The organism is Pseudomonas sp. NPDC089918, assembly GCF_050280605.1.
GTDB lineage: Bacteria > Pseudomonadota > Gammaproteobacteria > Pseudomonadales > Pseudomonadaceae > Aquipseudomonas.
Window position 1 is genome coordinate 23,495 of the sequence record NZ_JBNNVP010000008.1, and the last position, 14,797, is coordinate 38,291.

At 63.2% G+C, this 14,797-nt stretch carries 10 protein-coding genes; all 10 read left to right on the plus strand.

The annotated features are described in order from the left end of the window. The first annotated feature begins 281 nt into the window (after nucleotides 1–281). The 10 genes from tagH (at nucleotide 282) to ACQKPC_RS08080 (ending at nucleotide 14,761) form a co-directional block, all read left to right on the plus strand. A complete protein-coding gene (gene tagH, locus ACQKPC_RS08035; RefSeq protein ID WP_427624032.1) occupies nucleotides 282–1,688 on the plus strand; it encodes a type VI secretion system-associated FHA domain protein TagH in 1,407 nt (468 codons plus the stop codon). Nucleotides 1,689–1,763: 75 nt separating this feature from the next. Beyond that, nucleotides 1,764–2,276, plus strand: a complete 513-nt coding sequence (gene tssJ, locus ACQKPC_RS08040) for a type VI secretion system lipoprotein TssJ (protein ID WP_427624034.1) — start codon at nucleotides 1,764–1,766, stop codon at nucleotides 2,274–2,276. Nucleotides 2,277–2,292: 16 nt separating this feature from the next. Then, on the plus strand, nucleotides 2,293–3,627 hold the full coding sequence (gene tssK / locus ACQKPC_RS08045) for a type VI secretion system baseplate subunit TssK (protein ID WP_427624036.1): 1,335 nt from the start codon (nucleotides 2,293–2,295) through the stop codon (nucleotides 3,625–3,627). A 6-nt stretch (nucleotides 3,628–3,633) separates the two neighbouring features. Next, on the plus strand, nucleotides 3,634–4,932 hold the full coding sequence (locus ACQKPC_RS08050) for a DotU family type VI secretion system protein (RefSeq protein WP_192345092.1): 1,299 nt from the start codon (nucleotides 3,634–3,636) through the stop codon (nucleotides 4,930–4,932). Then, a complete protein-coding gene (gene tssM / locus ACQKPC_RS08055) occupies nucleotides 4,929–8,429 on the plus strand; it encodes a type VI secretion system membrane subunit TssM (protein ID WP_427624038.1) in 3,501 nt (1,166 codons plus the stop codon). Before ACQKPC_RS08050 ends, tssM begins: the two co-directional genes overlap by 4 nt. Beyond that, nucleotides 8,426–9,076: a type VI secretion system-associated protein TagF gene (tagF, locus tag ACQKPC_RS08060; protein ID WP_427624039.1), complete on the plus strand. Its 651-nt coding sequence runs from the start codon at nucleotides 8,426–8,428 to the stop codon at nucleotides 9,074–9,076. Before tssM ends, tagF begins: the two co-directional genes overlap by 4 nt. Further along, nucleotides 9,077–9,808 (plus strand): PP2C family protein-serine/threonine phosphatase, encoded by a 732-nt coding sequence (locus ACQKPC_RS08065; protein ID WP_192345089.1) that lies wholly within the window; start codon nucleotides 9,077–9,079, stop codon nucleotides 9,806–9,808. Further along, nucleotides 9,805–12,849 carry a serine/threonine-protein kinase gene (locus tag ACQKPC_RS08070; RefSeq protein WP_427624040.1) on the plus strand — a complete coding sequence of 1,015 codons (3,045 nt, stop codon included), beginning with the start codon at nucleotides 9,805–9,807 and terminating at the stop codon, nucleotides 12,847–12,849. Before ACQKPC_RS08065 ends, ACQKPC_RS08070 begins: the two co-directional genes overlap by 4 nt. Further along, nucleotides 12,849–13,565 (plus strand): ABC transporter ATP-binding protein, encoded by a 717-nt coding sequence (locus ACQKPC_RS08075; protein WP_427624041.1) that lies wholly within the window; start codon nucleotides 12,849–12,851, stop codon nucleotides 13,563–13,565. Before ACQKPC_RS08070 ends, ACQKPC_RS08075 begins: the two co-directional genes overlap by 1 nt. Next, entirely contained in the window at nucleotides 13,565–14,761 is a 1,197-nt protein-coding gene (locus tag ACQKPC_RS08080) for an ABC transporter permease (protein ID WP_427624042.1), read from the plus strand. The genes ACQKPC_RS08075 and ACQKPC_RS08080 overlap by 1 nt, the downstream gene beginning before the upstream one ends. The last annotated feature ends 36 nt before the right edge of the window (nucleotides 14,762–14,797 follow it).

The following is a 14,797-nucleotide window of genomic DNA, read 5'->3' on the forward strand; positions in this document are numbered from 1 at the left end:
TCATTGATATTCAAGAAGTTGTGCATTTTTGGTGTAGTACTTATGGCTTGTCAAGGTAAGCTATTTCCTCTGTGTGACAGATGTGAAGTGCTTAACAACCCGCGCGACCGATAGGTCGAAGCAGGCATTGATGCAGGTTTTTTGTCACGCAAGCCGGTTAAGATCAGCAATCATGCTGGTAAAAAGCCGTTTCAAGGTTGTTTTTGCAAGGTTGTCGGAGCGAGTCTGGCGGGAGTTAATCCCGATTCGCCCGCGCGCAAAGTGTTCAGCAAGGAGGCAAGATGTCGCTGTGTTTGACTATCACTAGTTATCACAAAATTACCCCTGGCCAGTGCCCTGAGAAATCCATGGATCAGGGCGCGATGGCAATCGGCCGTAATTCTGATAATGACTGGGTATTACCCGATCCAGAGCGTTTGGTGTCTGGCAAACATTGCGTTGTTCAATATAAAGATGGCCGGTATTACTTAACTGATAACAGCACTAATGGTGTGGAATTGGTCAAGGCCGGTATTCGTCTGCGCAAGGGCAACAGCGAGCCGTTGCAAGATGGCGAAGTTATCCGCATCGGTGATTATGAAATCCAGGCGCGTATCGATTTCAGTCTGCCGGTGACCGACGGCAACCCTTTCGCCGATTCGTCCAGCAGCTTCGAGGCCCTGATGGGGCGTCAGGGCGCCGTCGTGAATACGCCGACGTCGTTGCCCGTGACACCACCTGCACATTTTCAGGGCGTATCGGCCATGGACACGATGCCGGACCTGTTCGACTTTCTGACGCCGACCAGCGTCCCGCCGGCCACTCAGCCCGACCATGTCCCGGCCGAGCAGCATGACTTCCGCCCACCGACCCCGATCCCCACCCCAACGCCCGTGGCCGGGCCTGCGCCGCTGGTGTCGGCCCCGGTGATTCCGGAAGATTGGGACCTGTTCAGCGACAAGCCTGCACCGGTGGCGATCGCCCCTCTGCCTGTTGCAGAGGTTGCACCGCCACCCGTACCTCACATCAGCGTACCGATCGAACCAGCACCCCTTTGCGAACCGCCTGTGGCCGTCGCCGAACGCCTGGTCGATCCGGTCAGCCCGGCCGACAATTCTCAACCCGACCTGTTGCAAGCCTTTCTGCGCGGTGCCGGGCTGGATCAAGTGCGCCTGGACAAGGCCCAGGCCGAGGCACAAATGGAAAGTATCGGGCGCAGTTATCGGCTGATGGTCGAAGGCCTGATCGATGTCTTGCGCGCCCGTAGCAGCCTCAAGGGCGAGTTCCGCATTCAGCAGACGATGATTCAACCGGTGGAAAACAACCCGCTGAAATTCGCTCCCAACGTCGATGAAGCATTGCTGTTGCTGTTGCGCCACAGCAATCAGGCGTTCATGGCGCCGGACCTGGCCGTGCGCGACAGCTTTGATGACTTGCGTGCCCACCAATTGGCGGTGATGGCCGGCGTGGAAGCTGCGATCAAACACCTGCTGACGCGCTTCGAGCCGGCGCAGCTGGAAGAGCGCATGGGCAAGCCCGGTGGCCTGTCGAGCATTTTCAGTGGTTCGCGACAGGCCCAGTACTGGCAGCAGTTCACCGAGCTCTACAGCAATATTTCCCGCGAGGCCCAAGAGGATTTCCAGGACCTGTTTGGTCGGGAATTCAGTCGCGCCTACGAAGAACACAGTACAAGGCAGCGCCGCGGCTGAGCGTCGCCATCGCATAGCGCCATTCATAGCAAAGAACGGAACAACGGATAGCTGAAACGTCATTGAGGACGCAGGATGATTCCCAGGTTTTTACTCGCAGTTGCCACCGCGCTTCTGCTGACCGCATGTGCCAAGGATGCGGCCAAACCCCAGCCCGAAGAGGCAGAGGCCGAGGCCGATACGGCCGCCGTCGAGTTGCACTTTCACGCCATTGCCGGGCTCAACCCCGGCGCCACTGGCCAGCCAGCCCCGGTCCGGGTGCGTATTTTCGAATTGAAAAATGCCGCCACCTTCGGCCGTTCCGATTATTTCGCACTGGCCGAACGGGCCCAGGCGACGCTCGGCGCCGATCTGATCGATCAGGACGAAGTGCTGATCCAGCCCGGCCAGCAGTTGAGCCTGCAGCGCGACCTCGACCCGGCCACCCGCCATATCGGCGTGCTGGTGGGGTATCGCGAGCTGGATCAGTCGTTGTGGCGCGCGGTGATGAATGTCCCGCCGCGCCAATACACCGAATACCAGATCAGCCTCGACGTGCGAGCCGTGCGCAGCGCCGTCGTGGTTCCCCCATCCAGCCCTGCCCAATAAACAATCGGAGCCCCCCATGTCCTGGAACAATCGTGTGGTCTGGTCGGAAGGCATGTTCATTGGAACGCAGCACTTTCAGCAGCATGACCGTTACCTGGAGAACCTCATCGACGCCCGGAGCCGCCCGTTGTCGGCCGGCGCCTGGGGGTTCTCCGAATTGCTGATCGACCAGGGCCTGCTGGCCCAGGGCAAACTGGCGATCATCTCGGCGCGGGGCCTGTTGCCGGACGGCACGCCATTCAACATTCCCCAGGATGACCTGGCACCGAGCCCGCTGAATGTCGATGACAACCTGCGCGATGGTTTGGTGTACCTGGCCTTGCCGCTCAAGCGCGCCGGTGCGCGAGATACCGTTGACGAAGGCGAAGCCCTGGGCGCTGCGCGCTACGTGAGCCAGGTGCGCGAAGTCCGGGACGACAACGCGCCGTTCGAAAACCAGGCCCCCGTGGCCGTGGGGTCGAGGGCGCTGCGATTGTTGGTAGCCCAGGATGGCATCAGCGACTACGCCGCCATCGGCCTGGTACGAATCAAGGAAAAACGCGCCGACCGAGCCTTGGTGCTCGACGACACTTACATCCCGCCGCTGCTGGATGTGGTCGCCTCCAACCCCCTGGCCGCGTTTCGCAGCGAACTGCTGGGCCTGCTTCATCAGCGCGGCGAAGCCCTCGCCGGGCGAGTGGTGGCGTCCGGTGCCGGTGGTGCCTCGGAGATTGCCGATTTCATGCTGCTGCAACTGGTCAACCGTGCCCAGCCGTTGATCCAGCACTTGAGCCAGTTGAGCCCGTTGCACCCCGAGCGGTTCTACAGCGAGCTGGTGAGTCTGGCCGGCGAGTTCTCGACCTTTACCGCTTCCGGGCGGCGGCCCCAGGAATACCCGCAGTACCAGCACGATGACTTGGCGCTGAGTTTCGCGCCGGTGATGCAAGCCCTGCGTGAGGCGCTGTCGATGCTGATCGACAGCAAGGCCACGCCGATTCCGATCGTCGAAAAAGCCTACGGCGTCCACGTCGCGATGCTGGCCGACAAGTCCCTGCTCGACAGCGCCAGCTTCATCCTGGTGGTGCGCGCCGACGTGCCCGCCGAAACCCTGCGCAGCCACTTCGGCCAACAGAGCAAGGTCGGCTCGGTGGAGCACATCCGCAACCTGGTCAACCTGCAATTACCGGGCATTGGCCTGCTGCCACTGCCGGTGGCGCCACGGCAAATTCCGTATCACGCCGGCTCCACTTATTACGAACTGGACCGGGGCAGCGAGCATTGGCAGCAACTGGCCAACTCCGGCGGTTTTGCGTTCTACATCGCGGGGCAATTCCCGGGGCTGAACCTGGCTTTCTGGGCGATCCGAGGATAAACCGCAATGAGCAACGACGATCGTACCCAATTCATGCCGACACCCGGTGGCCGTGGCGCCGACCCGGTCCGCCCGGAGGCTGGTCGCGCCCAGGCCGCGCCGCTTTCGATGCCGGCCGCGCCGCTTTTGATCGGCACGGCCGAAGGTCTCAACCCGCTGGAGAGCGCCGCTGGCCCGTTGCTGGCTTTGCTGACCCGCTTGCGCAACACCATTGCCCACCCGGCGCCGGCGAGCCTGCGCGCGCAATTACTGGCCTACCTGCGCCAGTTCGAGGAACGCGCCGAGGCTGCCGGCGTGGTGCGCAACGATGTGTTGCTGGCCCGTTACGCCTTGTGCACCGCCCTGGATGAAGCGGTGTTGAGTACACCGTGGGGTGGTGCCAGCGACTGGGGCAAACAGAGTCTGCTGATCACCGTGCACAACGAAGCCTGGGGCGGCGAGAAGGTGTTCCAGCTGTTGGAACATTGCCTGCAAAGCCCCCGCGAACGTTTGTATCTGCTGGAGCTGTTGTACCTGTGCATGTGCCTGGGTTTCGAAGGGCGTTATCGGGTCATGAACGACGGTCGCAGCCAACTGGAAGCCTTGCGTGAGCGCACCAGTGCGGTCATCCGCAGCGCCCGTGGCGATTATGAGCGTGAACTGTCGCCCCATTGGCGCGGCGTCACCGTGGCCCGCGACCGGCTAGCGCAATTCATGCCGCCTTGGATCGCCGTGGCCATCGGCGTGGCGTTGCTGCTGGCACTGCTGTTCGGCCTGCGCTTGAAACTGGCCGCCGATGCCGAGCCGGTGTTTAAAAATATTCATGCGCTGGGCGAAATCCCGGTGCAGGCCATCGACCGTCCGGTGGTGCAACCGAAACTGATCGAGCGTCCCCGCCTGGCAGGCTTCCTCGCTGATGAAATCAAGGCCGGTCGGGTCGCTGTGGAAGATGCCGTTGACCGTTCAGTGGTGACCATCCGTGGCGATGAGCTGTTCGCCTCGGGCAGCGCCAGCATCGTCGACAATTTCCAGCCGCTGATGCTGCGCATCGCCGATGCCGTTCGCAAGGTCAAGGGCCAGGTCCGGGTGACCGGCCACAGTGACAATCGCCCGATCGCCACCTTGCGGTTTCCATCGAATTGGGCCTTGTCCGAGGCGCGGGCCAATTCGGTACTGCAAATCCTTTCAGCCAAGACCGGCCAGCCCGAACGCTTCAGCGCCGAAGGCCGCAGCGACACCGAACCGTTGGCCTCGAACGCTACAACAGAGGGCCGCGCACGCAATCGTCGGGTCGAAATCACAGTGTTGGCGGAGGGGGTCGAGTGAAGGCGTTTTTCAGTTTTATCATCCGCTGGGTCATTCCGTTGCTGGGGCTGATCGCCCTGAGCCTGATCATCTGGTTTGTCGGGCCGCTGCTCGAATTCCTGGTGCCCGAAGGGCGGCGCTGGGCGCTGATCATTCTGGTGTTCGCGGTGTGGATCGCCTATCGGGTGTTTCGCATCATCCAGGCGCGCCGTCAGGCCGCCGAAGTGATGCGCAGCCTGGCGGCGCAAACCCCGCCGGATCCGACCAGCATCGCCACCTCTGAGGAGCTCGAAACCCTGCGCCAGCGCATGGACGAAGCCTTGGCGCTGTTGAAGAAAGCCAAGCTGGGCGGTGACGAGCGCCGTAACCTGTATGAACTGCCGTGGTACGTGATCATCGGCCCGCCGGGTTCAGGCAAGACCACGGCGCTGGTCAATTCCGGGCTGCATTTTCCGTTGGCGGCGCAGTTGGGCGCCGGGGCAGTCCGTGGTGTCGGTGGCACGCGCAATTGCGATTGGTGGTTTACCGATCAGGCCGTGCTGCTCGACACCGCAGGGCGCTACACCACCCAGGACAGCGACGCGACAGTCGATAAAGCCGCGTGGCTGGGTTTTCTCGGCCTGTTGAAGAAACAGCGGGCCCGGCGTCCGATCGACGGCGCGTTTATCGCCATCAGCCTCTCCGACTTGCTGCTGGGCAGCGACGCCGAGCGCGCTGCCCATGCCGCCGCGATCCGTCTGCGTATCCAGGAGCTGTACACGCAACTGGGCGTGCGCTTTCCGATCTACCTGATGCTGACCAAGCTCGATCTGGTGCCAGGGTTCATGGAGTATTTCGATACCCTGAGCAAGGAAGAACGAGCGCAGGTCTGGGGTATGACCTTTGCCCTGGACGACGGTAAAAACAATGACAGCCCACTGGCCCATCTGCAAAGCGAATTCACCGGCCTGGAACAGCGCCTCAACGATCGTTTGGTGGAGCGTTTGCAACAGGAGCGCGACCCGGCGCGGCGCGATCTGATCTACGGTTTCCCGCAACAGTTCGGCGCGTTGAAGGATTGCCTGCAAAGCTTCCTTGAGGGCGTATTCAAACCCAACGCCTTTGAAGAGCGGGTGCTGTTGCGCGGGGTGTATTTCACCAGCGGCACCCAGGAAGGCAGCCCGATTGACCGGCTGATCGGCTCCATGGCCCAGAGCATGAACCTGGATCGCCAGCACCTGGCGCGCCAGAACGGCACCGGGCGCAGTTACTTCATCGAAAAACTCTTCAGCGCCGTGGCCTTTGCCGAGCGTGGGCTGGTGGGGGTCAACCCGAAAGTCGAACGTCGGCGCAAGTGGATCGCCCGGGGTGTGCTGGCCTCGACCGTGGCCCTGGTGCTGGTGGTCGGGACCTTGTGGTGGGTCAGCTACCGCGCCAACCAGGCGTATATCGCGCAAGTCGATCAGAAAGTCGCGCCCCTGGGCCAGGCCGTGCAGAACCTCAGCCCGGCACAACGGGACGTGCTTGCGGTGTTGCCCTTGCTCAACGCGGTAAAGCACCTGGCCGCCGACTCGCCGAGCTGGGCCGAAGGCCTGGGCCTGTATCAGGGCGACATGCTTGAAGCCGAGTCTGGCAGCGTCTATCGCAAGTTGTTGATCGCGGTCTTCGCGCCACGCTTGCTCACGCGCATCGAAGAGCAACTGCACGGCGGCGGCAATTCGGACTTCCTTTACGAAGGCTTGAAGGCCTACCTGATGCTCGCCGACAGCGAGCATTACGATGCCGACTTCATCAAGGCGTGGATCGCCCTGGACTGGGATCGCAGCCTGCCGCGCGACTTGCCGGCCGAGCAGCGTCTGGCCCTGGAGGAGCACTTGCAGGCGCTGTTCGAGCGCCATCCGCCCACCGCACGTCTGGACCCGCGCCTGATCGACGATCTGCGTCGGCAGTTGCAGCAGCTGCCAGTGGCCCAGCGCGTCTATGACCGGGTCAAGCGGCAGAAACTGCCGGACGGCATCCCGGATTTTCGTATCAACGAAGCGGCCGGGCGCGATGCCGCGCTGGTGTTCAGCCGCAAGAGCGGCAAGCCGCTGGGCGAACCCTTGAGCGGCTTCTTCACGGCCAAGGGTTACCGCCAAGGGTTTTTGCTTACCAGCCTGAACCAGACCGGCACTCTGGCCGAGGAGCAGTGGGTGCTCGGTCGCGACCAGGCAGAGCAACAGAACGTCGTCAGCCTGGCCGCCGACGTGCGCCGCCTGTATTTCCAGGATTACCAGCGCCAGTGGGATGCCTTGCTGGCTGATATCGACTTCGTGCCGATCACCAGCGTGGCCCAGGCCGCCGATGTGTTGCGGGTGATTTCCGGCCCGACCTCGCCGTTGAAAAAACTGCTGGTAGCAGTGGCGAAGGAAACCGACCTGCAACAGGAAGAACGCCTGCTGGCCGCCAAGGGCGCGCCGGTGGAGGGCGGGGTCGACAAGCTCAAGGAGCGCCTGGGCAGCTTGCTCGGCCAGGAGCAGGCGACGCAAAACACACCGGATGCCAGTGAAGATCCCATCACCGCGCATTTTGCCGAACTCAACAGCATCGTCAGCAAAAACGAAGGCGAGCCGGCGGCCATCGATGGCCTGCTGGCCGACATGAACGCCCTGTATGTGCAGGTCAGCGCCATGGTCGGCGCCAGCGGCGACGCCTTGCTCGGCGAAGCCAAGAACCAGGCCGCAGCGGCTGCGACACGGGTCAGCCTCAACGCCGAACGTCAGCCGCCGCTGGTGCAGGGCCTGGTCAAATCGGTGGTCAACTCCACCACCAACAGCATGATGGGCGGGGTACGCAATCAACTGAACGCGGCCTGGACCAGCGAAGTGGTGAACATCTATCGCCAGTCCCTGGCCGGGCGTTACCCAATGTCGCCGGGCAGTGCGCGGGATGCGACCCTGGACGACTTCGGCCAGTTCTTCGGCGTGGGCGGGGTGATGGACAACTATTTCCGCAAATACCTGCAGCCGTACGTGGATACCTCGACCCAGGCCTGGCGTTGGCAGCCGGGCGCCGCACAGAAGCTAGGCATTGCCCCGGGCGTGCTGCAAACCTTCCAGCGGGCAGCGACCATCCGGGATGCGTTTTTCCGTTCCGGCGGCACCCAGCCGATGGTGCGCTTCGAACTCAAGCCAGTGGCGATGGACGCCACCATCACCCAGTTTTTGCTCGACCTCGATGGCCAGCAATTGAGCTACGACCACGGCCCGAGCCGCCCCACCTCCATGCAATGGCCCAACCCCGGCAGCATCGGTGTGGTGCGGATCTCGATCATGCCGCCTTCAGCCAGCGGTCGTTCGGGTATCACCCTGGACGGGCCCTGGGCCTGGTTCCGTCTGCTGGAGCAATCGGACCTGACCGCCGGCAACTCGCCGGACCGCTTCAACCTGCGGCTGCGAGTCGACGGCGCCAGCGTCTCTTATGAGCTGCGGGCCAACAGCGCCTTCAACCCGTTCAAGAGCCGTGTACTCAGCGGTTTCAGCCTGCCGGAGCGTTTATGAGCACGCCGGGTTTCTATGGAAAGTTGGCCAGTCGCGGGGACTTTGTCAGCCGTGGCTTGCCGCAGAGTTTTATCGGCCCCTGGGATTCGTGGCTGGCGGCGGGCCTGCTCGCCAGCCAAAGCCTCGGGGACCGTTGGCTGGATGCCTATCTGGTCAGTCCGCTGTGGCGCTTCATGCTCGGGCCCGGTGTGTGTGGGCCGCAAGCCGCCGTTGGGGTGGTGATGCCGAGCATCGATCGGGTTGGCCGGTATTTTCCGCTGACCGTCGCGGTACTGCTGGATCACGACGCTGATCCGGCGTCGGTGGTAGGCGGCTCGGATGTCTGGTTTGAGCAAGTTGAGCAATTGCTGTTGAGCACGTTGAGCGTGGAGGCGAGCTTCGAAGCCTTCGGTGCAGGGCTGGAGACGCTGGGCGGCCCGGCATACCTGCCACGCGCGCCAAGCAGCCGTTTTGCCGGCCTGCATCGTTTTGATGCCACCGACCCGAAGGCGCGAATGACCGCGCTTGCCGAACTGGCCTGCGAAGGCGCAAGCCTGTGGTGGGGCCAGGGTTCGGAGCGTATCGCCCCTGCTTTATTGCGGTGCCAGGGCCTGCCGGCCGCCGCTGATTTTGCGCAATTTTTGCTCGGCCAAGAAGGTGTTGTGTAGATGTGTCCAAGCGTTGGAAAGACGTTCAAGTCCGCAAGCAAGAGCCATGTCGGCATGGTCCGCCAGGTTAACGAAGATGCTTGCCTGGACCGGCCGGAAAACGGCCTGTGGGTGGTCGCCGATGGCATGGGCGGGCACGCAGCGGGCGACTACGTCAGCAGTCTGATCGTCGATAGTCTGCGCAACGTTGCCGTAGGCCGTTCGCTGGATGAATACGTCGCGGCGCTGAAAACCGACCTGCTGCGGGTCAACGCCGCCGTGCGTGAAGAAACCGCCAACCGCGGCGTGACCATGATGGGCAGCACCGTGGTGGCGTTGGTGGCGCGTGACTTGCGCGGAGTGTGCCTGTGGGCGGGTGACAGCCGCTTGTATCGCCTGCGTGACGGCCTGCTCGAAGGCATCTCGCGGGACCACAGTTATGTTCAGGATCTGCAGGACAGCGGCCTGCTCAGCGAAGCTGAAGCCCGGGTGCATCCACGGTCCAATATTGTCACCCGCGCTGTTGGGGTAGGGGCGCAACTGGAGCTGGCGATGGTCGAGCTGCTGTTGATGCCTGGCGACAGTTACCTGCTGTGCAGCGATGGGCTGACCAAGACCGTCGAGGACCATGAAATCAGCGAGGTGCTGAGCCACGACGAACCCGGTGAAATCGCCAGCAGCCTGGTGTCCCTGGGCCTGATGCGTGGTGCTCCGGACAACATCACCGTCATCGTCGTGAAGGTGCCTTCATGAACCCCACCGTGAATATTCTGATCCCCGGCTATGACATCGACGGCGAGATCGGCGAAGGCGCCATGGCCAGCGTTTACCTGGCGACCCAGCGCTCGCTGGAGCGCAAGGTGGCGCTGAAGGTCATGGCCGCCGCGCTGGCGGCCGACCCGAGTTTCTGCGAGCGCTTCCTGCGCGAAGGTAAAACCCTGGCGCGTCTGTCTCACCCGCATACGGTCACCATCCATGACATCGGCCATGTCGGTGAACTGTATTACATGGCCATGGAATTCCTGCCCAACGGCACGCTCAAGGAGCGCATCGCCGCCGGCCTGACGCCGGAACAGGGCCTGATCTACATCCGTCAGATCGCCTCGGCCCTGGGCTATGCCCATGGGCTGGGGCTGGTTCATCGCGACGTCAAACCGGCGAACATTCTGTTCCGCGCCGATGGCACAGCGGTGCTCTCGGACTTCGGCATCGCCAAGTCCATGGATGACCGCACCCAGTTCACCCAGGCCGGTTTCGCTGTCGGTACTCCCAGCTACATGAGCCCGGAACAGGCGCGCGGCCAGGATATCGATGGCCGAGCCGATCTTTATGCCTTGGGCGTGGTGCTCTACGAAATCCTCGTTGGCAAACTGCCGTATACCGGCAACGACGCACTCTCCACGGCCCTGGCGCATTTGACAGAACCGTTGCCGGAGCTGCCAGTGCACCACGGTCGCTATCAAGAGGTGCTGCGCAAGCTGTTGGCCAAGGACCCGGCCGACCGTTTTCCGGATGCAGCGGCGCTGTTGCAGGCGCTGGATAATCTGCCTCGGGAATCGGTTGAAGCGACCACGATCCGGCCATTGCCAATTCCGGTAGTGCCGATTGCGGTGAGCAATGACCTGGCGGGACTGACGCCGGTGTCCATCGATATACCGACCGGCCCCGCGCAGCCACAACCTCGATCCAATCCTGTTGCGCCGACTGTGAAACCGACGCCGTCGTCCACGGTCTCGGAGCAGCGAAAGGGGCCGGTGTTCGCACTCGCCGCCGTCGCGGTGGCCGTGGCGCTGGTCTTGGGCGGCGCGGGTTATTGGTGGCTGTCCGCTGACGTCGAAGCCGACGCCAAGGTGCCGGTGGTTTCAGCACCGCCGGCCAGCCCGCCGCCGACCGTGGCGCCACCCGTAAAACCCCCTGTGGCGACGGAGGTCGATGGCGGTCAGCGGCCGCTGCTGATGGCCGGCAAAAAAACCTTGTTCCAGCGGGTACTCAGCAAGCCGGGGGCGAAACTCGCCAGCGAACCGGGGGCCACCCCTGACAAGGCCTTGCCGGCGTTTTCCGTGCTTTACGTCTATCAGCGCAAAGAAGTTGATGGAAGCCCGTGGCTGCGTGTTGGCGCCGCCACCGACGGGCGCAGTGACGGCTGGTTGCCGGCCGCGCAAGTCAGCGACTGGAAGCAAAGCCTGGTACTCAAGTTTACCGAACGCTCCGGCCGCGCGCCGGTGATGTTCCTGCGCCAGCCCGGCGAAGTGGAGAGGTTGCTGGCCGATCCGTCGGCGGCAAAAAACCTGCTGCTCAAGGCCCAGCAGAATCGCGAAGACAACCAGCAGGTGCTGGCCCTGGAACCGGCCGCCAGTGCGGTGCCGCAGAACCAGTTTTACCTGTTGCCGATCTTCGATTCCCGCGAGAGCTTCGATGAGAACGGCCAGCCGGTGCAGTTGCTGAACGTGGCGTCCATCGACCCCGGCAATGCTCCAAGGGCCGCAGCCAGCAACACACCAATCACTACCGCTAACGCCGACGCGTTCCGCACCGCCGTGGTGTTGGTCGTTGACACCACCGTGTCCATGCAGCCCTACATCGATCAGGTCCGCGACGTAGTACACCAACTGCAAACCCGTATCGCCGAGCGGGGCGAGCAGGACAGTGTCAGCTTCGGCCTGGTGGGGTTTCGCAGCAGCACCCAGAAAACCCCGGGCCTGGAATATGTCGCCAAAACCTTGATCACCCTGGACCAGGGCCGCGACCCACAGCGCTTCATGGACCTGGCGCGGCAGGTCAAGGCGTCCACGGTCTCTAGTCATTCGTTCAACGAAGATGCGTTTGCCGGTGTGATGGATGCGGTCGAGGGCATGGACTGGTCTGGCTATGGCGGGCGCTTGATCCTGTTGGTCACCGATGCCGGTGCCTTGCGCAAGAACGACCCGTATGCCGCCACGCAAATGAACGAGGCCGAAGTGCGCCAGGCTGCGCTGGGCAAGCAGATCAAGATCTACGCCTTACATCTGCTCAGCGATGCCGGCAAGAAAACCCACAGCGGTGCGCAAAGCCAGTATCGCACCCTGACCGCCGACGCCAACCCGCAGATCGGCGACCTGTACATTCCGGTGCCGGGCGCCGATGTACGCAAGTTCGGTGAGCGGGTGGACGAGATCGGTTCGGTGTTTGCCGACCTGGTGCATCAGGTGCGTGGCAACAAGCCGCAAACCGTGCCGCTGCTGAGCGCCGCGCCGAGCCTGAGCGACAAATCGGCGGCCGTCGGTTATGCGATGCACATGGACTTCCTGGGGCGTAAAGCCGCCAGCCAGGCGCCGCAACTGGTCAGCGCCTGGACCGCCGACCGCGACCTGACCAACCCGGCACTGCCGGCATTTCAGGTGTGCGTGATGCTGACCAAGTTGCAGCTCAACGACTTGCAGCAATCGCTGAAACTGATCGTCGATGCGGCCCGCAAGACCCAGACCTCGCCGAAGAATTTCTTTCAGGAAATCGCCAGCGCCAGTGCCTACATGAGCCGCGATCCCTCGGCCTTGCGCAAGGGTGGCAACCTGGCTGATGGCGGGGTTCTGGGTGAGTACCTGGAAGGGCTGCCCTACCGCAGCAAGTCGCTGAACATGACCCAGGATTTGTGGCTTTCGTTGAGCGTGGCCGAGCAGGAGGATTTTATCGACGAGCTGGATTCGAAGATCCGCCTCTACGAAACCTTCCACAACGACTTGGCCAACTGGGTGCGTTTCGGCGATGCCGAACCGGGTGATGCCTTGTACCGCGTTCCGTTGTCGACGCTGCCGTGATGCTGAACATGAGCGCAGTGCACAAACACCGGGGCGCCGGCAGTCAGCGCTACAGCTTGGTGATCCCTCGGCTGCAACTGCGTGCCGGTGAACAATTGGCGGTGGTCGGCCCCAGTGGCTGCGGCAAAAGCACGTTGCTCGATTTGCTGGCGCTGGTGCTGGCTCCGGATCAGGCCGGGCAGTTTGATTTTGCGCCTGGCCAAACCCGCACGGACATTACTGGGCTGTGGCGCGCAGATGCGCAAAGTGCTTTGGCGGACCTGCGCCGCCGGCACTTGGGCTACGTGCTGCAAACCGGTGGCCTGCTGGATTTTCTGGACGTGCGCGGCAACATCGACCTGTCGCGCAAACTGCTCGGTTTGAAGGACGACGGCAGCGTGGATCGCCTGGCCGGGGCGTTGGATATCGTCGATCAACTGGGCAAGAAGCCGGGCGACTTGTCCGTCGGCCAACGGCAACGGGTGAGTTGCGCCCGCGCCCTGGCCCATGGGCCGCGTTTGCTGCTGGCCGATGAACCGACCGCCGCCCTCGATCCGCTGAACGCGGAACGAGTGATGCAGTTGCTGGTGACCCAGGCCCGCGAACATGGCGTGTGCTGCGTCGTCGCCACCCACGACGAATCACTGGCCCGCGCCAGCGGTTTGCAGGTGCGGCGCATCCGTTGTCATCGCGACGTTGATGGCGGTGTCACCGCCACCCTCGGGGAGGCCTGCTGATGCGCAGTGCGCTGGTGGCTTCCCTGGCTTGGCAAGATTACCGCAACGATGCGTGGCTGTCGGCCTGTTCGGTACTGGCGCTGGTGGCGGTGGTCGCGCCGTTGTTGGTGCTGTTCGGCTTGAAATTCGGCCTGGTCAGCAGTTTGACCGAGCGCCTGGAAAACGACCCGGCCACCCGGGAAATCATTCCCTTGGGCGGCGGTCGGTTCAGTGCTGCGTTTATCGAACAGTTGAGCCGGCGCGACGACGTGGCTTTCGCCTTGCCACGCACCCGGCAGATTGCCGCGACGGCGGATCTGAGCACTGGCGCTTCGACGGTGACCGTCGAAATGATCCCCACCGCCGCCAACGACCCCTTGCTCGGCAGTCTGCCGGTGCCCCAAGGGCTGGATCAGGTGCTGCTCAGCCAGACCGCCGCCGAAAAGGTCGGGGCCAAGGCCGGTGATTGGCTGCAGGCCAGCATCGGTCGGCAAGTGGCCGGTCGTGGCGAGGCGCAGCGCACTCGCGTCCAGGTGTTGCGCGTCCTGCCGCTGGAAGCCTTCGCCCGGGACGGGTTGTTCGCACCGTTGGCCCTGCTGGAAGCGGCTGAAGATTACCGGGACGGCCGCGCCGTGCCAGCGCTCGGTTGGCCAGGTGATGCGGTGGGCGTGACGGAGCAACGGGTGTACCCGGCGTTTCGTCTGTACGCCCGTCGTCTCACCGATGTCGAGCCGCTACGCCAGTATTTCGCTGCGCAGAATCTGCTGGTCTCGACCCAGGCCCAGGCCATCGCCCAGGTGCAATCGCTGAGCCGCAACCTGTCGATCGTATTCTGGATCATCGCCGGGTTGGCTTTGTCGGGAGCATTCGCGGCGATTTTTGCCGGTGCGCTGGCGGCGGTCGAGCGCAAGCGTCGAGCGTTGTCGGTGTTGCGCCTGCTGGGGTTTTCCACGGCGGCGCTGTTGCTGTTTGTTGTGTTGCAGGCGCTGTACAGCGCCGGCCTCGCGGCCCTGTTGAGCGCCGGGCTGTATGGCCTGGCGCAATCGGGCCTGAACCATTTATTTGCGCAGGCGCCGGGCGAATACGCCAGTCATCTGCTGGCGCATCACTACGCATGGGCCCTGGTGGCCGTGCTCGGCGTCAGCGTCGTGGCGGCGGCCTGTGGTGGCTGGCGAGTGGCGCGTATCCAGGCGTTTGAAGGAATCCGAGATGTATAAGTTATTGGGCGCCGCCGTGGCGCTGAGCCTGGCCAG

Coding starts and splice junctions, on each gene's coding strand:
- tagH (WP_427624032.1), top strand. CDS start 282: ATGTCGCTGTGTTTGACTATCACTAGTTATCACAAAATTACCCCTGGC.
- tssJ (WP_427624034.1), top strand. CDS start 1,764: ATGATTCCCAGGTTTTTACTCGCAGTTGCCACCGCGCTTCTGCTGACC.
- tssK (WP_427624036.1), top strand. CDS start 2,293: ATGTCCTGGAACAATCGTGTGGTCTGGTCGGAAGGCATGTTCATTGGA.
- ACQKPC_RS08050 (WP_192345092.1), top strand. CDS start 3,634: ATGAGCAACGACGATCGTACCCAATTCATGCCGACACCCGGTGGCCGT.
- tagF (WP_427624039.1), top strand. CDS start 8,426: ATGAGCACGCCGGGTTTCTATGGAAAGTTGGCCAGTCGCGGGGACTTT.
- ACQKPC_RS08065 (WP_192345089.1), top strand. CDS start 9,077: ATGTGTCCAAGCGTTGGAAAGACGTTCAAGTCCGCAAGCAAGAGCCAT.
- ACQKPC_RS08070 (WP_427624040.1), top strand. CDS start 9,805: ATGAACCCCACCGTGAATATTCTGATCCCCGGCTATGACATCGACGGC.
- ACQKPC_RS08075 (WP_427624041.1), top strand. CDS start 12,849: ATGCTGAACATGAGCGCAGTGCACAAACACCGGGGCGCCGGCAGTCAG.
- ACQKPC_RS08080 (WP_427624042.1), top strand. CDS start 13,565: ATGCGCAGTGCGCTGGTGGCTTCCCTGGCTTGGCAAGATTACCGCAAC.